Consider the following 17243-nt stretch of genomic DNA (forward strand, 5'->3'; position numbering starts at 1 on the left):
GCACGCCCCGCTGCACCATCAACGGCTCCGGCGCGCGCCGCCCCGCCACGCCCTGCCCCGGCGCGCCCTGCCCCGCGCACTATGCCGCCGCCGCGGAGTCGGGCGCCGCCGCCGCCTGCGGCCGGGCCGTGACGAACGGGAGGTCGAGCACGCTGTCGGCCTCCCGGGCCGCGGGCTGCTCGGCGAACGCCGCCCGGAACAGGAGCCGAGTCTCCGGCAGCTTCTCGAGCTGGTCGACCAGCAAATGGAACGCGAGGCCCACGACCATGGCGCCCAGCACGTACGCCCAGGCGAGGCCGTGGTGGCTCGACGCGGCGGCCGAGGTGATGGCGGTGCCGAGCCCGGTCGCCGGACCGCCGAAGCACTCGGCGACCAGCGCCGACACCACGGCGAGCGGCGCGGCGACCCGCAGCCCGACGAAGAAGAACGGCAGCGCCCCCGGCAGGAGCACGGTGCGCGTGGCCTGCCACGGTGTCGCCGCGTAGGACCGCAGGAGGTCGCGGTGCACGGGCTCCACGGTCCGCAGCCCGCGCAGCGTGTTCAGGTAGACGGGCACCAGGACGGCGACCGCGGCGACCGCCACGCGCGCCACCTCGGAGTCCGTGCCGTACATCGCGTAGGCGACGGGCGCGAGGCTCACGACGGGTATCGCCGCCGCGGCGGTGACCACCGGCGACGACAGGTCGTCGATCAGGTGGCTGGCCGTGGTGAGGGCGGCGCCGAGCAGCGCGACGGTGACGCCCACCAGCAGGCCCAGCAGCGCGTTGCGGGCCGTGGACAGGGCCGCCGGCACCACGGCGTCCGCGTTGGCGAAGAGCTCGGCCACGATCTCCGTCGGCCGCGGCACCACGTACGGGTCGACACCGCCGAGCGTCGTCGCCGTCTGCCAGATGAGGACGACGACCAGCCACACCGCTATCGGTCCGCCGACCAGGACCGTGCGGTCCGGCAGCTCCTCGAGCCAGCGGCGCAGGTCCCGCACCAGGTCCAGCGCACCGGACACGAGTCCTTCCGGCCGCCGCTCCCGCCAGACCGCCGCCCGCCAGCCGACGTCGCGGCTGACGTCCCACCGCTCGTCGCGGATCACGTGCTGCCGACCCCGGTACCGCCAGGGCGTGACGGTGGCGTCCCACCGCTCGTTCGGCACCACGCGCTGCCCGCCCCGGTACCGCCAGGGCGTCACGGCGATGTCCCACCGCTGGTCGCCCACCACGCGCTGCGCGCCCCGATAGCGCCAGGGGGTTACGGCGGCGTCCCACCGCGCGTTCGGCGCCAGGTTCAGCGGACCCCGGTACCGCCACGGAGTCGCAGCCGCATCCCAGCGCTCGTTCGGCACCAGGTTCAGCGGGCCCCGGTACCGCCAGGGTGTCGCAGCGGCGTCCCAGCGCTCGTTCCGCAGCAGGTCCAGCCGGCCGCGGTAGCGCCACGGCGTTACCGCGGCATCCCACCGCTCATCCCGGACCACGTCCACCGGGCGCCGGTAGCGCCACGGGGTCACAGCAGCGTCCCACCGCTGGTCCCGCACCACATCGAGCCGGCCCCGGTACCGCCACGGCGTCGCCGCAACGTCCCACCGCTGATCGCGCGCCACGTCCACCAGGCGCCGGTAGCGCCACGGCGTCGCGGCAGCGTCCCACCGCTCGTTCCGCACCAGGTTCAGCCGGCCCACAGAGCGCCACGGCGTCATGGCACCACCCCCTTGCTCGCTCGGTCCTCAGGTCGTCGGTCGTCGGTCCTCAGGTCGGTGCGGCCGCTCGGCCGGAGGAGTTCAGCGCCTCCCGGACCGCGGACGTCAGCTCGACGAACGCCGCGTCCGCCCGCAGCGCGTCGCCGCTCTGGGCGCGGTCCGCCGGATCACCGAGGCCCACCTCGACCGTGTCGACCACGCGGCCCGGCCGCGCCGAGAGCACCACCACCCGGTCCGAGAGGTACACGGCCTCCTGGATGGAGTGCGTCACGAACACCACCGCCACCCCCGTCGCCGCGCGGAGGTTCAGCAGCTCCGTCTGCATGCGCTCGCGCGTCAGCTCGTCGAGCGCGCCGAAGGGCTCGTCCATCAGCAGCAGCCGCGGGCTGCGGGCCAGCGCCCGGGCGATCGCCACCCGCTGCTGCATCCCGCCCGAGAGCTGGTGCGGGCGGTGCCCCGCGAAGTCGGCCAGACCCACGAACGCCAGCAGGCTCTGCGCCCGCGCCCGCCGGATGGCGGCCGGCTCGCCGTGGAGCTGCAGGGGCAGCTCGACGTTCGCCCGCACCGAGCGCCACGGCAGCAGGCCCGCCTCCTGGAACACGATCCCGTAGTCCTGGTCGGCCCGGGCCTGGGCGGGCGTCTTGCCGAACACGGTCACGCTGCCGGACGTCGGGGTGTCCAGGTCCGCGATCAGCCGCAGCAGCGTCGACTTGCCGCAGCCCGACGGCCCGATGAGGGACACCAGCTCGCCCTCACCGGCCGTCAGGTCGACGCCGGCCAGCGCGGACGTCGATCCGGCGTCGGCCGGGAACTCGCGGGTGGCGCCCCGTACCTCGACCGCTGGGGTCCGCGGGGCCGGACCCGCACCCGGGGCCACGCCGGCACCCGCGCCCGGCGTCACGTCCGAACCCGCACCCGGCACCACATCCGGACCGGAACCCGGCACCACATCCGGCCCCGCACCCAACGCCGCGTCCAGCCCAGCACCCGACCCCGCGTCCGGGCTCACCGCGCCTCCCCCGGCCGGTAGCGCCGCAGCCCGATCCCGGCCACCGCGAGGACCAGCGTCGCCGCGAGCCCCGCGAGCGCCGCGCCGAGCAGCGGCGACCACTGGCGGGCGGGGTCGGCGGCGGCCGACGCCCCGAAGTCCACGATCAGCCGCCCCAGGCCGCCCGCCAGGCCCGTGTAGACCTCGGCGACCACGGTCCCCGCGACGGCGTTCGCCGCCGCCAGGCGCAGCGCGGGCAGCAGGTACGGGACCGACGCCGGGAGCCGCAGCCGCCAGAACCCGGACCACCAGCCGACGCCGAACGACCGGAAGAGGTCCACGTACAGGCCACCCCGGTCGTGGTCGGGTGCGGTGAACCCGCGCAGCGCGCCGATCGACACGGGGAAGAACGCGAGGTAGGCCGCGACGGCCACCACCGGCACCCAGGGCTGCCCGCCGGCCGAGTCCGGCCGCGCGACCAGCGGCACGACGGCGACCAGCGGCACCACCTGGCTCAGCACCACCCACGGCAGCAGCACCGCGCGCGCCCGGGCCAGGCGCGTCATGACCAGGGCCAGCAGCAGCCCGAACAGCACGCCGCACACCCAGCCCGCCGTCGCCACCCCGAGGGAGAACCCGGCGCCGCGCAGCGTCACGAGCCACAGCGGCGGCGCGCCGGCCGCGGTGCTGACCGGTTCGGCCGCACGGGCCGCCAGGTCCCACAGGTGCGGCATCGCGGCGTCGGTGGTGCGCGGCAGGATCCGCACGCCGCCCACGACGAGCCCGTCGTCGGGCGCGACCGCCTTGTAGCCCTCCCAGCCGAAGCCGAGCAGCAGCACGCCGGCGGCGCCCGCCATCGCGCGCCCTAGCACCGAGACACCTCACGCATGGATCGCCCCCCAGATTTCACCCGCCCGATTCATACCAGTTGTGGCGAAGTGAGCACAGTGGGTCGCGGTGCTTCGTGGCCCAGTTGTGATCTGCGGGCGGACGACGCGGCCGCCGTCGGCCGTGGACGACCGCCGGTGTATCGTGGCGGCGGGTCCGGGGCCCTGCTTGGCCCCTGGACGCGGCTCTCGCTGTGAGCCGCTTCCCGCTCGGACGCGAGATGGCGCGTCGCTGGTCAGCCCACGGCCGCCAGGCCGTGGAACGTTCGTCGACCCCGGAGCCATCCCGTGAATCCCCGCCGTGTCCGTCCTGCCCCTGCCCTCGCGGTGTCCGCCGTCGCGGCGCTCACCCTCGCCGCCTGCTCAGCCCCCGCCACCGGTGAGCCGGACGCCGACGGCGCGACGCCGCCGTCGGGCAGCTTTCCCGTCACGCTCGACAACTGCGGCTTCGAGACGACGGTCGAGGCGCCGCCCGAGCGGGTGGTGACGATCAAGTCGTCCACCACCGAGATGCTGCTCGCGCTCGGCCTGGGCGACCGCATCGTCGGGTCGGCGTTCCTCGACGGCCCGGTGCCCGACTCCCTGGAGACCGTGCCCGCCGTCGAGGAGCCGTTCGCCGCAGAGGCGCCCGGTGCCGAGGCGACCCTCGAGCTGGAGCCCGACCTGGTCTACGCCGGATGGGAGTCCAACCTGACGGCGGAGACCGCGGGCGACCGCGAGACCCTCGCCGGCCTCGGCGTCGCGACGTACGTCTCCCCCGCCGCCTGCAAGGCGGAGGGCTACATGCCCGACCCGCTCACCTTCGACGGCGTGTTCGCCGAGATCGAGGAGGTGGGCACGCTGTTCGACGCCGAGGAGGCCGCGTCGGCACTCGTCGCGGAGCAGCGCGCGGCGCTCGACGCCATCGAGCCCGACGAGCGCGGCCTGACGGCGCTGTGGTGGTCCTCTGGCGAGGGCACCCCGTACGTGGGCGCCGGCATCGGCGCGCCCCAGATGATCATGGCGGCGGCCGGGCTGACCAACGTCGCCGCCGACGTCCACGACACCTGGACCTCGCTGGGCTGGGAGAGCATCGTCGAGGCGGACCCCGACGTCATCGTGCTCGTCGACGCCGCGTGGAACACCGCGGACTCGAAGATCGCGACCCTGGAGCAGACGCCGGCCACCCGCGAGCTGACGGCGGTCAAGGAGGAGCGTTACGTCGTGGTGCCGTTCCCGGCGACCGAGGCGGGCGTGCGGAACGTCGATGCCGTGGCCTCGGTGGTGGACCAGCTCGCCGACCTCGACCTGTGAGCCGGTCCGTGCGCGGGGCGGGCTCGTCCCGGGCCTGGCTCACCCTGGCCGCCGCGGCGCTCGTGCTGGTGGCGAGCGTCGGCGTGGCGGTGACGATCGGGCCCGCGGACCTCGCCCTGACCGAGGTGGGCCGGTCCGTGGCGACGCATCTCGGGCTCGGCGGGCCGCTCGGCCTCGAACCGCTGTCCGCGCTGCGCGACGGCATGGTGTGGCAGCTCCGGATGCCCCGCATCCTCACGGCTGCCGCCGTCGGCGCGGGCCTCGCGGTGTGCGGTGCGGTGATGCAGTCGCTCACGCGCAACCCGCTCGCCGACCCGTACCTGCTGGGGCTGTCGTCGGGCGCCTCGCTCGGCGCTGTGCTGGTGCTGCTGGTCGGCGTCCCGCTGCTGCTGCCGGTCGCGGCGTTCGCCGGCGCGGTCGGGGCCCTCGCCCTGGCGCTCACCCTCGCGGGCGCGCTCGGCGCGGTCACGCCCACCCGCACGGTGCTGGCGGGGCTCGCGATCAGCCAGCTCTGCGCGGCGGCCGTGTCGTTCGTGATCTTCTGGTCGGCCACGGGCGACGCGTTCCGCGAGGTGCTGTCGTGGCTCATGGGCTCGGTCGCGTCGGCGACGTGGACGTCGGTGGCGATCACCGGCGGTGCCGTCCTGGTGCTGGGCACGCTGCTCGCGCTGACCGGCTCCGTGCTCGACGCGTTCACGTTCGGGGACACGGCCGCCGCGGCCCTCGGCGTCCCCGTGGCCAGGGCCCGGTGGGTCCTCCTGATCGGCGTCGCTCTGCTGACCGGCGCGCTCGTGTCGCAGAGCGGGTCCATCGGGTTCGTCGGGCTGATCCTGCCGCACGCCGTGCGGCTGCTCACCGGGGCGCGGCACCGGCTCCTGCTGCCGTTGTCGGCGCTGGCCGGGGCATCGTTCCTGATCTGGGCCGACACCCTGGCCCGCACCGTGTTCGAGCCGCGCGAGCTGCCGGTGGGGATCGTCACGGCCGCGATCGGCGCGCCCGTGTTCGCGGTCCTGCTGTGGCGCGGGAGGGGGCGGGCATGAGCGACGACGTGGGCGTGGACGGCGTGGGCCCGGATGGCGTGGGCCCGGATGGCGTGGGCCCGGACAACCTGGGCTTGGCCGCGCACGGCATCTCCTGGAGCATCGACGGCAGGCTCATCCTGGACGACGTCGGAGTGCTCGCCCCCGCCGACGCCGTCACCGGCCTGCTCGGCCCGAACGGCTCGGGCAAGTCCACGCTGCTGCGCGTCCTGGCCGGGGCGCAGGCGGCGGGGCGCCCCGTCTCGCCGTCGGCTCCCGGGCCGGACGCGCCCGCCGTACCGACGGGGCCCACCGGATCGGCCGGGCCTAGCGAACCGACCGGGCTGGCCGCGCCACCCGGACCCGCCGCGCCCTCCGGACAACCGAGCACAACGTTCGCCGGCGCCGACCTGGCCGCGATGTCCCGTCGCGGTCGCGCCCGCGTGCTCGCCCTCGTGGAGCAGGACGCCACGACCGACCTGCCGCTGTCGGTGCTGGACGCCGTCCTGCTGGGCCGCATCCCGCACCGTTCGCTGCTGGCGGGCGACTCGCAGGCGGACCGGGCCACCGCGCTCGCCGCCCTGGACACCGCCGGCGCCAAGGACCTCGCCGACCGCGAGGTCGGCACCCTCTCGGGCGGCGAGCGGCAGCGCGTCCACCTGGCCCGCGCGCTGGCGCAGCAGCCCCGCCTGCTCCTGCTCGACGAGCCGACCAACCACCTGGACATCGCCGCCCAGCTCCACGCCATGCGGGTGCTGCGCGACCTGGCGGCCGACGGGGTGACCGTCGTCGCCGCCCTGCACGACCTCAACCTCGCCGCCGCGACCTGCGACCACCTGGTCCTGCTCGACCACGGCCGGATCGTCGCGGCGGGACCGGTCGCCGACGTCCTGGTCCCGGCCGTGCTGGAGCCGGTCTACGGGGTGCGCGTCGACGTACTGCGGCACCCGCGCACAGGGCGTCCGGTGCTCTCCTTCGAGCGCGGCTGACCCCCTGGACGACGGCGCCGTCCGGCCCCGGGCTGACGGATGCGCGCGCCTGGACGATGATGGGAGCCATGGCCGCTCCAGAGTTCGTCGTCCAGGCAGGCAAGCTCGTCAACCCGTGGGTGCTCCGCGTCGCAGGGCGCGTCCCACCGTTCGTGGTGCTGCACCACGTGGGACGCAGGTCCGGCACGGAGTACCGCACCCCGGTGGTCGCGTTCGCGGCCCGGCCCGAGCAGGAGATCGTGGCCGTGCTGCCGCTGCCGTGGGGCTCGGGCACGGACTGGGCCCGCAACACCATGAGCGCGGGAACCGTGCGGCTGACCCGTGGCGGCACCGACTTCGTGGTGAAGGACGTGCGGGTCGTCCCGGCGCACGAGGCCCGCGAGTGGCTCGGGTCGGTGCCCTCGACGGCGCTGGCGGGTGCCGGCATCGAGGAGTGCCTGGTCGGCACCCTGCACCCGGCCTGACGGTCGCCGGACGGCGCAGGTGTTCCCCGCCGTCGCCGTCCTCCCCGGACGCCGAGCCGCCGTCCCGCCGGGCGTCGTCCGCCCTCCGGACGCGGGAGTATGTTTCGCGTCGTGATCTTGCGCACAGCCACGCTGTCCGACGCCGCCGCGGTCGCCCGGGTGCACCACACCACCTGGGTGACCACCTACGGGGCGATCCTCCCGCCCGAGTTCTGGGCCACGGCAACGCTCGAACGCCGCACCGCCACGTGGGAGCGCTGGCTGTCCAACGGCGCCGAGCCCACGGTCGCCGAGGTGGACGGCGAGGTGATCGGCATCGCGATGGCGGGCGACGCCGTCGAGCAGGACGACGTGCTGCCGGTCCGCGACCGGCAGCTCTACCTCCTCTACGTCCTGGCGGCGTACCACGGGACGGGCGTCGGGCAGGCGCTGCTGGACGCCGTCGTGCCGCCGGGGACCGCCGCCCAGCTCTGGGTCGCCGAGGACAACCCGCGGGCCCGCCGCTTCTACGAGCGCAACGGGTTCGTCATGGAGGGCGCCCGGGTGGTCGACACGAGCACCGCTGACCTCGCAGAGGTCCGGATGGTCAGGTAGTCGGGTTACCGTTCCCCTCATGTCTGACTTCCATATCCGCGCCTCGACCCCGGACGACGCCGTGGGCATCGCCGCGGTGCACTGGACCACCCGGCGCGCGGTGTACGGCGAGCTCCTTCCGCCTGACCACTGGGACACCGAGACGCTCGGCACCCGCACGGAGGGCTGGATGCGGATCCTCGCCGCCGGCAACAAGGCCCTGGTGGCCGAGGTGGGCGACAAGATCGTCGGCTTCGCGATGAAGAACCCGTCGGGCCCGCACCTGGGCCAGCCGCCGGCCCGGCCCGTCGAGCTGCACGAGCTGTACGTCGACCCGGGCTACCACGGCACCAACGTGGGCCACGCCCTGCTGGAGAACGCCCTCCCGCCGGGCACGCCCGCCCAGCTCTGGACGTTCGCGTCCAACCCGCGGGCGCGCAAGTTCTTCCAGCGCGCCGGCTTCCTCCCCGACGGCGTGACGGCGACCGACCCCGACACGGACGTCCTGGAGGTTCGACTGGTCCGCTGAGCCGCCGAACCGCAAGCTAACCGTCACCACCGCCGCCGAACCGCAAGGCACATGTCCATCGGTGCCTGGATCGACCAGGATCTTTCGATTCGACAGCGGGAGGGCAGCTAACTTTCGGTTCGACCGCCGGCGGGAGGGGCGACCAACTTGCGGTTCGGCGCCGAACCGCAGTGAACGTGTCGATCGGATGCCCAACCGCAAGTTGGCCGTCAGGTCGGGCGCCGAACCGCAAGTTGCTCGTCAATGGGGTCGCCGAACCGAAGGCTGCCCGTCGTCAAGCCGTCCGATCCGTACACAACCTTCGGTTCGGGCGCCACGTAGGGCCGTAGCTTGCGGTTCGGCGCCGGTGGAGGATCGGTGTCCTGCGGATGGGCGCCAAAGCGCTCGATCGGCCGGGTCCGGGCGTGCCACGATTCCGGCATGACGGGACACAGCGTCGAGCTTTTCGACGATCCGAGCGCCTTCCTCGCCGTCGCCGGCGACCTGCTGGCCGCCGAGCCAGTGGTCTCGAGCGTCGTCGCGTCGGTGACGCACCAGGCCGTGCGGACGTTCGCGCGGGGCGGGGCGCGTCCGGAGCACCCGATGTGGTGGGCGGCCGTGCGGGACGCCGACGGCGCCGTCGTCGCGGCGGGGATGCGCACGATGCCGAGCCCGCCGCACACGGTGTGGGTCCCTGCGATGCCGGAGGACGCGGCGCGGCTGTTCGCCCGAGCGGCCCTCGACCGCACCGCTCGGACGAACGAGGCGCCCCTGACCTCGGCCAACGGCTCGGGGCCCGCCGTCAGGGCCTTCACGGACGAGGTGCTGCGGACCACCGGCGGCACGGTGCACGAGGGCCGGCCGGACCGCCTCTGGGAGGCGACGCGCATCGCGCGACCGGACCCGGCGCCGTCGGGCCGCGCCCGCCTCGCGACGCTCGACGACCTCGACCTGGTCACCGCGTGGTTCGACGTGTTCCACACGGACGCCGACGCCCAGGCGGGCCGCACCACCGACACGAACGCGGACACGGACACGATCGCCGAGCCGCAGCGGGTCGCCGGCGCCGAGCGCTGGATCGAGGAGGGCGGCGTCTGGCTGTGGGACGTCGACGGCGAGGCGGTGCACCTGACCGCCCACCGGCCGCCGTCGTTCGGCGTGGTTCGGATCGGCCCCGTGTACACGCCGGCCGAGCACCGCGGGCGCGGGTACGCGCGGGCGCTGGTCGCCGAGGTGGCCCAGCGCGTGCTCGACGCCGGCCACCGGGTCTGCCTCTACACCGACCGGGACAACCCGGTGTCCAACCACGTGTACGCGGCGATCGGCTTCGAGCCGGTCCTCGACCAGGTGCACCTCGTCGTCGACCGCGCCGCGGCGCGCGTGCCGGCGGCCACGACCGAGGAGAGCTGATGGGACGCAGGGCGATCATCTTCCACGGCACCAACGCCGAGCCCGAGTGGATCTGGTACCCGTGGCTCGCCGCCCGGCTCCGGGCACGCGGGTACGACGTCGAGACGCCGCACCACCCGGGGACCAACGTCGAGCCGATCGCGACGTTCCTGCCCACGGTGCTCGCGGCGCACACGTTCACCGAGGACACGGTGCTGGTGGGGCACTCGGGCGGGGCCGCGCTGCTGCTGGCGCTCCTGGAGCACCTCGACGTCACGGTGGCGCAGGTGGTGCTCGTCGCGGGCTACTCGACGCTGCCGAACGACGGCCCCGAACCCGTGCTGCAGGACACCTACGACTGGGACGCGATCCGGTCGCACGCCAGGGAGCTGGTCTTTCTGAACTCCGTGACCGACGAGTTCGGCTGCGACGCCGACCAGGGCCGGGCCATGTTCGACCGCCTCGGCGGGACACTCGTGGTGCGCGACGACGGGCACTTCACCTCGGACACCCTCGAGCTGGTGGACCGGCTGATCCCCTGAGCGGCTGCCCGGACACGGATCACGCTGCCCACGGCGTGACAGACGGTTTCGCCTGCGCGAAGTCGTCCGGCAATCGCACCGTCCGGCCGATTGCGGCACCGCCGCCCCGGCGGATATGCTGACCGAACGTTTGGTCAGTAATAACGAGACGGGGCATCATGGGCGATGCGTTTCCGACCGGCCGCGCCGGGCTGGGCCAGGCGATGACCGCGGGGCGCGCATGAGCGAGCTCCGCGTCGACCGGCGCGCCGACCGCATCGAGGCGGTGCTCGACCACCCGTCGACCCGCAACGCGATCACGCGCGCCATGGTCGACGAGCTGCACGCCCTCTGCGCGGAGCTCGAGGCCGAGCCGCGGATCCTCGTGCTCGCCGGCTCCCCCGACGCCTTCGCCTCGGGCGCCGACATCGCCGAGCTGCGCGAACGGACGGCGGCGGACGCCCTCGCCGGCATCAACTCCCGGCTCTTCGACCGGATCGCGCGGCTCCCGATGCCCGTCATCGCGGCGGTCGACGGCTGGACGCTCGGCGGCGGCGCCGAGCTCGCCTACGCCGCCGACCTCCGGATCGCCGGCGAGGGCCTACGGATCGGCAACCCCGAGACCGGCCTCGGCATCATCGCCGCCGCCGGGGCGACCTGGCGGCTGCCCGCGATCGTCGGGGACGCCCTGGCCCGCGAGCTGCTGCTCACGGGCCGGGTCCTGGACGCCCAGGAGGCGCTGGCGGCCGGCCTCGTCTCCCGGGTCGTGCCGTCGGCCGAACTGCTCACCACCGCGCACGATCTGGCGGACCGGATCGCGCGCAACGACCCCCTGGCCACACGGCTCACCAAGGCGGTGCTCGCCGCGCCGCCGTCCGCGCACCCGGCGATCGACGACCAGACGCAGGCCCTGCTGTTCGAGTCCCCGGAGAAGCGGCGGCGCATGACCGAGTTCCTGACCCGGAAGCAGAAGTCATGACCGGCGCTCCCGAACGGGTCGGCGTACTGGGCGGCGGCCGCATGGGCACCGGGATCGCCCACGCCTTCCTCCTGGCCGGCGCCGACGTCGTCGTCGTCGACCAGCCCGACGCGCTCGCGCAGGCCGCGGCGGGAATCCGGGCCGCGATCGCCCGCAGCGTCGCCAAGGGCACGACGTCGATGGCCGACGACGAGCTCGCCGCCGCGCTCACGGTCACCGCCGACCGCGGGCTCCTCGCGGACCGCGAGCTGGTCGTCGAGGCCGTGCCCGAGAGCCCGGAGCTCAAGCGCACGGTGCTCGCCGCGGTCGAGGCGGTCGTCGCCGACGGCGCGGTCCTCGCGAGCAACACCTCGTCGCTCTCGATCGACGGGCTCGCCGCGAGCCTCGTCCGGCCCGCGGACTTCCTCGGCCTGCACTTCTTCAACCCCGTTCCCACCTCGGCCCTCGTCGAGGTGGTGACAGGCGCGGCGACGGCCGACGCCGTCGTCGAGCGGGCCCAGGGCTGGGTGAGCGCGCTCGGCAAGACCGCCGTGACCGTACGCGACTCCCCCGGCTTCGCGTCGTCGCGCCTCGGCGTCGCGCTCGCCCTGGAGGCGATCCGCATGCTGGAGGACGGCGTCGCGAGCGCGCAGGACATCGACGCGGCGATGGTGCTGGGCTACCGGCACGCAACCGGACCGCTGCGCACCACCGACGTCGTCGGCCTCGACGTGCGCCTGGGGATCGCCGAGTACCTCCACGAGAAGCTGGGCGACCGCTTCGCCCCGCCCGCGCTGTTGCGCGAGATGGTGGCGGAGGGACGGCTCGGGCCAAGTCCGGCGCGGGCTTCTTCGACTGGACCGAGCAGTGAACCGTCAACCCCAAGGAGCAGTTCGATGGCGATGATCCTGCCCAGTTTCCTCCGCGACGAGTGGTGGTCCCCGGCGGACGACGCCGGTGCGACCCTCGTGCGCGACGCGTCGACCGGCGAGGCGGTCGCCCACGTGAGCACCGCGGGGATCGACCTCGCGGGCGCGCTGGAGCACGCGCGCACGGTGGGACAGCGGTCGCTCGGCGCGCTGACGTTCCACCAGCGAGCTCTCCTCCTCAAGCAGCTCGCCCTCACCCTGACCGAGCGCAAGGACGAGCTCTACGCCCTGTCGGCGCGGACGGGCGCGACCAAGGCCGACTCCTGGATCGACATCGACGGCGGCATCGGCGTGCTGTTCAGCTACGGGTCGAAGGGCCGCAGGGAGCTGCCCAACGCGACCGTGTACGTGGACGGGCCCACGGAGATCCTGTCCAAGGACGGCAGCTTCCTCGGCCGCCACGTCTACACCCGCCTGCCCGGCGTCGCGGTGCAGATCAACGCGTTCAACTTCCCGGTGTGGGGGTGGCTGGAGAAGTTCGCGCCCGCCTTCCTGGCCGGCCTGCCCACCGTGGTCAAGCCCGCGACCCCGACCGGCTACCTCACCGAGGCGGCCGTGCGCATCCTCGTCGAGTCGGGCCTGCTCCCTGCCGGGTCGCTCTCGCTCGTCTCCGGGAGCGTCCCCAGCCTCATGGACGAGCTCCGCCTCGGGGACCTGGTCGCCTTCACCGGGTCGGCGTCCACCGCCGACCGGCTGCGGTCGCACGCCGTCGTGCAGACCGGCGGCGTGCGGTTCACGAGCGAGACCGACTCCGTCAACGCCTCCGTCCTCGGACCCGACGCGACCGCCGATACCCCCGAGTTCCAGGCCTTCGTGCGCCAGCTCGTCACCGAGATGACGGCCAAGGCCGGGCAGAAGTGCACGGCGATCCGGCGTGCGGTCGTGCCGGCGGCGCTCGCCGCCGACGTCGTCGCCGCCGTCGAGGCGCGGATCGCGGACAAGACGGTGCTGGGCGACCCGCGCGCGGACGGCGTCACCATGGGGCCGCTCGCCTCGCTCGACCAGCGCGACGAGGTGCTGCGCCAGGTTGCAAAGCTGAAGGCGGCCGGCGGTGAGATCGTGTGCGGGTCCACGGACGCCCCGGCCGTGCTGCGCGCCGACGGGTCGCAGGGGGTCGCCGCCGACGGCGCCTTCGTGGCGCCGATCCTGCTGCGCTTCCCGGCGGACGCGCCCGAGGCGGTGCACGAGATCGAGGCGTTCGGCCCCGTCTCCTCGCTCATCACGTACGACACCGTGCAGGAGGCCGCCGACCTGGTGGCACGCGGCGGGGGCTCGCTCGTCACGAGCGTCGCCACGCACGACCCGCGGTTCGCCGTCGCGCTCGTGGAGCGGGCCGCCGCGTACAACGGCCGGATCCTCCTGCTCGACCGCGACGACGCCCGCAGCTCGACGGGCCACGGCTCGCCCCTGCCCGGGCTCGTGCACGGCGGACCGGGCCGCGCGGGCGGCGGCGAGGAACTCGGCGGGATCCGCGCGGTGCTGCACCACATGCAGCGCACGGCGGTGCAGGGCTCGCCCGACATGCTCACCGCGCTCACGGGCGTCTGGCACCCGGGCGCACGCACCGTGGCGGACGGCGTGCACCCGTTCCGCAAGAGCCTCGCCGAGCTGCGGGTCGGTGACCAGGTGGTGTCCGACAGCCGCGAGGTGACGCTCGACGACATCGAGACGTTCGCGCGGTTCACCGGGGACACGTTCTACGCCCACATGGACGAGGCCGCCGCCGCGGCCAACCCGTTCTTCCCCGGCCGGGTGGCCCACGGCTACCTGCTCGTCTCGTGGGCCGCCGGGCTGTTCGTGGACCCCGACCCCGGACCCGTGCTGGCGAACTACGGGCTGGAGAACCTCCGCTTCCTCACGCCGGTCTCGCCGGGCGACCGGATCCGCGTCGAGCTCACCGCCAAGCAGATCACGCCGCGCGAGACCGACGACTACGGCGAGGTGCGCTGGGATGCGGTGCTCAAGAACCAGGACGACGAGACGACCGCCACCTACGACGTGCTCACGCTGGTCGCGAAGGAACGCGCGGCCTGAGCGTGGGTCGTCTTGGCGCGGGTCGCCCGAGCGCGTGGCCGGTCGAGCGGGAGCCAGCGTCGAGCGGGAGGGCCGCCCAGCGCACGGCCGGTCGAGCAAGAGGCCGTCCGAGCGCGGAGCAGGCCCAGGCTCAGCGCGCCGTGCGGAGGCCGTCGAACGCGACGGCGAGCAGATCGGCCGCGAGCCGGTCGGCGGCCTCGGCGCCCTCCGGCCGGTACCACTCGGCGATGGAGTTCACCATCCCGAAGAGCAGCCGCTCGGCCACGCCCGCGGCGATGTCGCTGCGGATCGACCCGTCGCGCTGCGCCTCGACGACCAGCTCAGTCACGGCCTTGTCGAACTTCCGGCGGCGCGCCAGCGCGGCGCGCTCGACCTCGGAGTTCCCCCGCAGCCGCAGGAGCAGGGTCACCGAGGGCAGCTCCCGCACGAGCACGTGCACGGCTCCCCTGAGCAGGAAGGAGAGGCGTGCGGCGGCGTCGCCCTGGCCGCGCGACTCGTCGAGGACGCCCTCCAGGCCGTCGAGCGCCCGGCCCAGCGCGAGCTCCAGGAGCTGCTCCTTCGACGAGACGTGGTGGTAGATCGCGGCCTTGGACAGCCCCAGGCGCTCGGCGAGCATGCCCATCGACGTCGCCTCGTAGCCATGCTCGTTGAAGACCGCCACCGCGACCTCGAGAATCGCCTGCTGGTCGTAGCCGGGCCGACCCCGCCGGGTCTCGGTCTTGTCCGCCATCGGGCTCAGTCTGGCACGGCGGCCGCCCGCCGGACGCAGGGGTACCGCGCTCTGGTCCACCGGGATATACTAACCGAACGATCGGTAAGTCAGCCGAGGAGGACGCTGATGACCGCCCTTGCCGAGCCGGGCCCCACCGAGCGCTCGCCCGACGACGTCGCGGGCCAGGACCGCTTCGACGAGCTGATCGCCGCCGACTCGCGGATCGAGCCACGGGACTGGATGCCGGAGCGGTACCGCAAGACCCTCGTGCGGCAGATCTCGCAGCACGCGCACTCCGAGATCATCGGCATGCAGCCGGAGGCGAACTGGATCACGCGGGCGCCCAGCCTCAAGCGCAAGGCGATCCTCATGGCGAAGGTCCAGGACGAGGCGGGGCACGGGCTTTACCTCTACTCGGCGGCGCAGACCCTCGGCACGCCCCGCGACGAGATGTTCCAGGCGCTCGTCGACGGCACGGCGAAGTACTCCTCCATCTTCAACTACCCGGCCCTCACCTGGGCCGACATGGGGGCCATCGGCTGGCTGGTCGACGGCGCCGCCATCTGCAACCAGGTCCCGCTGTGCCGCGCGTCGTACGGCCCCTACGGGCGCGCGATGGTACGGATCTGCAAGGAGGAGTCGTTCCACCAGCGCCAGGGCTTCGAGGTCCTGCTCGAGCTCATGAACGGCACGCCGCGGCAGCGGGCCATGGCGCAGGACGCGGTGGACCGCTGGTACGCGCCGAGCCTCATGATGTTCGGCCCGCCGGACGCCGAGAGCACCAACTCTCAGCAGTCGATGGCCTGGAACATCAAGCGGTTCAGCAACGACGAGCTGCGCCAGCGCTTCGTCGACATGCTCGTGCCGCAGGCCGAGTTCCTCGGCGTGTCCCTGCCCGACCCCGACCTGCGGTGGAACGAGGAGCGCGGGCACTACGACTACGGGCAGCTCGACTGGGACGAGTTCCGCGAGGTGCTCGCGGGCCGCGGCCCCTGCAACACCCAGCGCATGGCCCACCGCCGTCGGGCGCACGAGGAGGGCGCGTGGGTACGGGAGGCCGCAGCGGCCTACGCGCACCGGCAGGCCCGGCAGGACGGCGCCGCATGAGCGCGCCCGGCGCCGCCGACGACCGCGAGACCTGGCCCCTCTGGGAGGTGTTCGTCCGGTCGAAGCGCGGCCTGTCCCACGTGCACGCGGGGTCGCTGCACGCACCCGACGCGACGATGGCGCTCCAGAACGCGCGCGACCTGTACACCCGCCGCAACGAGGGCGAGTCCATCTGGGTGGTGCCTGCCGAGCTCATCACGACGTCGGACCCGGACGCCAAGGGCAGGTACTTCGAGTCACCGGCGGGCAAGAACTACCGCCACGCCGTCTACTACACGAGGTCCGAGGGGGTGAAGCACCTGTGAGCGGGCCGGCGGACGCGCTCGGGGGCGACGCCGACGGCGTCACCCTCGGCCTCGGCGAGGACGACCCGCACGGCGACGTCGTCGTGGACCGGGTGACGCTGGCCGGCGAGATCGTGGCGCGCCGCGGGGCGGTGGCGACCGACGACATCGCCGAGTACGCCCTGTGGCTGGGCGACGACGCCCTGATCCTCGCCCAGCAGCTCGGCTGGTGGATCTCGCGCGCGCCCGAGCTCGAGGAGGACGTGGCGCTGGCCAACATCGCACTCGACCTCCTGGGCCACGCGCGGTCCCTCCTGGCCTACGCGGGGACGGCGACCGGCCGCACCGAGGACGACCTCGCCTACTGGCGGGGCGAGCGCGAGTTCCGCTCCAGCCAGCTCGCCGAGCAGCCCAACGGCGACTACGCCCACACGCTCGTGCGGCAGCTCGCAGCGGCGGTCTACATGGCAGAGCTCTACGCGCGGCTCCAGGACTCCCGCGACGAGACCCTCGCGGCGATAGCGGCCAAGGCGGTCAAGGAGGTCGAGTACCACCGCGAGCACACGATCGAGTGGTTCCGGCGCCTGGCGCTCGGCACGCAGGAGTCGCGCCGCCGGCTCGACGCAGCGCTCGGGCACGTGTGGCCGTACGCCGGCGACCTGTTCCGTGACGAGCCGCTCGTCGACCGGCTCGACGGCGTCGCCGTCCGGCCGTCGGAGCTGCGGCCCGCGTTCGACCAGACCATGGATGCGCTGGCCGCGGAGACCGGCGTGCACCTCCCGCCGTCCGACACCGCACGCGGCGGAGGACGGCGCGGCTGGCACACCGAGCACCTCGGGTATCTCCTGGCCGAGATGCAGGTGCTCGCCCGCGAGCACCCAGGGGCCACCTGGTGACGCCC

16 protein-coding genes and 2 pseudogenes are annotated in these 17243 nt (G+C 74.2%); 14 read left to right on the plus strand and 4 right to left on the minus strand.

All coding sequences use genetic code 11. The features are described 5' to 3' along the window. Positions 1-79: 79 nt before the first annotated feature. The 3 genes from AC0QU1_RS16785 to AC0QU1_RS16795 all read right to left on the minus strand — a co-directional run bounded on the left by AC0QU1_RS16785 (position 80) and on the right by AC0QU1_RS16795 (position 3547). Entirely contained in the window at positions 80-1687 is a 1608-nt protein-coding gene (locus AC0QU1_RS16785; RefSeq protein WP_483570862.1) for an ABC transporter permease, read from the minus strand. 49 nt (positions 1688-1736) lie between these two features. After that, entirely contained in the window at positions 1737-2588 is an 852-nt protein-coding gene (locus AC0QU1_RS16790) for an ABC transporter ATP-binding protein (RefSeq protein ID WP_483576720.1), read from the minus strand. A gap of 104 nt (positions 2589-2692) precedes the next feature. Continuing rightward, positions 2693-3547, minus strand: coding sequence for an ABC transporter permease subunit (locus tag AC0QU1_RS16795; protein ID WP_483570863.1), 855 nt, complete (start codon positions 3545-3547; stop codon positions 2693-2695). 303 nt (positions 3548-3850) lie between these two features. Here AC0QU1_RS16795 and AC0QU1_RS16800 point away from each other — a divergent pair, with 303 nt between their 5' ends. The 11 genes and pseudogenes from AC0QU1_RS16800 to paaZ all read left to right on the plus strand — a co-directional run bounded on the left by AC0QU1_RS16800 (position 3851) and on the right by paaZ (position 14239). Then, positions 3851-4855, plus strand: coding sequence for a putative F420-0 ABC transporter substrate-binding protein (locus AC0QU1_RS16800; protein WP_483570865.1), 1005 nt, complete (start codon positions 3851-3853; stop codon positions 4853-4855). Next, a complete protein-coding gene (locus AC0QU1_RS16805) occupies positions 4852-5895 on the plus strand; it encodes a putative F420-0 ABC transporter permease subunit (protein ID WP_483570867.1) in 1044 nt (347 codons plus the stop codon). The genes AC0QU1_RS16800 and AC0QU1_RS16805 overlap by 4 nt, the downstream gene beginning before the upstream one ends. Beyond that, positions 5892-6680 (plus strand): annotated as a pseudogene (locus AC0QU1_RS16810) (ABC transporter ATP-binding protein); the annotation flags it as partial. The gene AC0QU1_RS16805 and the pseudogene AC0QU1_RS16810, both read left to right, overlap by 4 nt. A 251-nt stretch (positions 6681-6931) precedes the next feature. Continuing rightward, on the plus strand, positions 6932-7327 hold the full coding sequence (locus tag AC0QU1_RS16815) for a nitroreductase family deazaflavin-dependent oxidoreductase (RefSeq protein ID WP_483570868.1): 396 nt from the start codon (positions 6932-6934) through the stop codon (positions 7325-7327). Between the two features lie 111 nt (positions 7328-7438). Then, complete coding sequence (locus AC0QU1_RS16820; RefSeq protein WP_483570869.1) at positions 7439-7921, plus strand: GNAT family N-acetyltransferase; 483 nt, start codon at positions 7439-7441, stop codon at positions 7919-7921. Between the two features lie 19 nt (positions 7922-7940). Beyond that, a complete protein-coding gene (locus AC0QU1_RS16825; RefSeq protein WP_483570871.1) occupies positions 7941-8429 on the plus strand; it encodes a GNAT family N-acetyltransferase in 489 nt (162 codons plus the stop codon). A gap of 420 nt (positions 8430-8849) precedes the next feature. Further along, on the plus strand, positions 8850-9818 hold the full coding sequence (locus AC0QU1_RS16830; RefSeq protein ID WP_483570872.1) for a GNAT family N-acetyltransferase: 969 nt from the start codon (positions 8850-8852) through the stop codon (positions 9816-9818). After that, complete coding sequence (locus tag AC0QU1_RS16835) at positions 9818-10339, plus strand: alpha/beta fold hydrolase (protein ID WP_483570873.1); 522 nt, start codon at positions 9818-9820, stop codon at positions 10337-10339. Before AC0QU1_RS16830 ends, AC0QU1_RS16835 begins: the two co-directional genes overlap by 1 nt. A gap of 220 nt (positions 10340-10559) precedes the next feature. Next, positions 10560-11297 carry an enoyl-CoA hydratase/isomerase family protein gene (locus AC0QU1_RS16840; RefSeq protein WP_483570875.1) on the plus strand — a complete coding sequence of 246 codons (738 nt, stop codon included), beginning with the start codon at positions 10560-10562 and terminating at the stop codon, positions 11295-11297. A gap of 41 nt (positions 11298-11338) precedes the next feature. Next, positions 11339-12046 (plus strand): annotated as a pseudogene (locus AC0QU1_RS16845) (3-hydroxyacyl-CoA dehydrogenase family protein); the annotation flags it as partial. 126 nt (positions 12047-12172) lie between these two features. Further along, complete coding sequence (gene paaZ, locus AC0QU1_RS16850) at positions 12173-14239, plus strand: phenylacetic acid degradation bifunctional protein PaaZ (protein WP_483576722.1); 2067 nt, start codon at positions 12173-12175, stop codon at positions 14237-14239. Between the two features lie 130 nt (positions 14240-14369). On the opposite strand, the gene AC0QU1_RS16855 is transcribed toward paaZ, so the two are convergent. Beyond that, complete coding sequence (locus AC0QU1_RS16855) at positions 14370-14969, minus strand: TetR/AcrR family transcriptional regulator (protein WP_483570876.1); 600 nt, start codon at positions 14967-14969, stop codon at positions 14370-14372. A 108-nt stretch (positions 14970-15077) separates the two neighbouring features. Here AC0QU1_RS16855 and paaA point away from each other — a divergent pair, with 108 nt between their 5' ends. Genes paaA through paaC form a run of 3 tightly spaced genes read left to right on the plus strand, consistent with a single transcriptional unit; the run spans position 15078 to position 17238 of the window. Next, a complete protein-coding gene (gene paaA, locus AC0QU1_RS16860) occupies positions 15078-16058 on the plus strand; it encodes a 1,2-phenylacetyl-CoA epoxidase subunit PaaA (RefSeq protein ID WP_483570877.1) in 981 nt (326 codons plus the stop codon). Further along, positions 16055-16363 carry a 1,2-phenylacetyl-CoA epoxidase subunit PaaB gene (gene paaB / locus AC0QU1_RS16865; protein WP_483570879.1) on the plus strand — a complete coding sequence of 103 codons (309 nt, stop codon included), beginning with the start codon at positions 16055-16057 and terminating at the stop codon, positions 16361-16363. Before paaA ends, paaB begins: the two co-directional genes overlap by 4 nt. After that, a complete protein-coding gene (paaC, locus tag AC0QU1_RS16870; RefSeq protein ID WP_483570880.1) occupies positions 16360-17238 on the plus strand; it encodes a 1,2-phenylacetyl-CoA epoxidase subunit PaaC in 879 nt (292 codons plus the stop codon). Before paaB ends, paaC begins: the two co-directional genes overlap by 4 nt. Positions 17239-17243: the final 5 nt, after the last annotated feature.

The organism is Promicromonospora noduliphila, from assembly GCF_056951025.1.

Bases quoted from the DNA above. Each gene is read 5' to 3' on its own strand.
- AC0QU1_RS16785 (WP_483570862.1), bottom strand. From the start codon at position 1,687: ATGACGCCGTGGCGCTCTGTGGGCCGGCTGAACCTGGTGCGGAACGAG.
- AC0QU1_RS16815 (WP_483570868.1), top strand. From the start codon at position 6,932: ATGGCCGCTCCAGAGTTCGTCGTCCAGGCAGGCAAGCTCGTCAACCCG.
- AC0QU1_RS16825 (WP_483570871.1), top strand. From the start codon at position 7,941: ATGTCTGACTTCCATATCCGCGCCTCGACCCCGGACGACGCCGTGGGC.
- AC0QU1_RS16830 (WP_483570872.1), top strand. From the start codon at position 8,850: ATGACGGGACACAGCGTCGAGCTTTTCGACGATCCGAGCGCCTTCCTC.
- AC0QU1_RS16835 (WP_483570873.1), top strand. From the start codon at position 9,818: ATGGGACGCAGGGCGATCATCTTCCACGGCACCAACGCCGAGCCCGAG.
- AC0QU1_RS16840 (WP_483570875.1), top strand. From the start codon at position 10,560: ATGAGCGAGCTCCGCGTCGACCGGCGCGCCGACCGCATCGAGGCGGTG.
- paaZ (WP_483576722.1), top strand. From the start codon at position 12,173: ATGGCGATGATCCTGCCCAGTTTCCTCCGCGACGAGTGGTGGTCCCCG.
- AC0QU1_RS16855 (WP_483570876.1), bottom strand. From the start codon at position 14,969: ATGGCGGACAAGACCGAGACCCGGCGGGGTCGGCCCGGCTACGACCAG.
- paaA (WP_483570877.1), top strand. From the start codon at position 15,078: ATGACCGCCCTTGCCGAGCCGGGCCCCACCGAGCGCTCGCCCGACGAC.
- paaB (WP_483570879.1), top strand. From the start codon at position 16,055: ATGAGCGCGCCCGGCGCCGCCGACGACCGCGAGACCTGGCCCCTCTGG.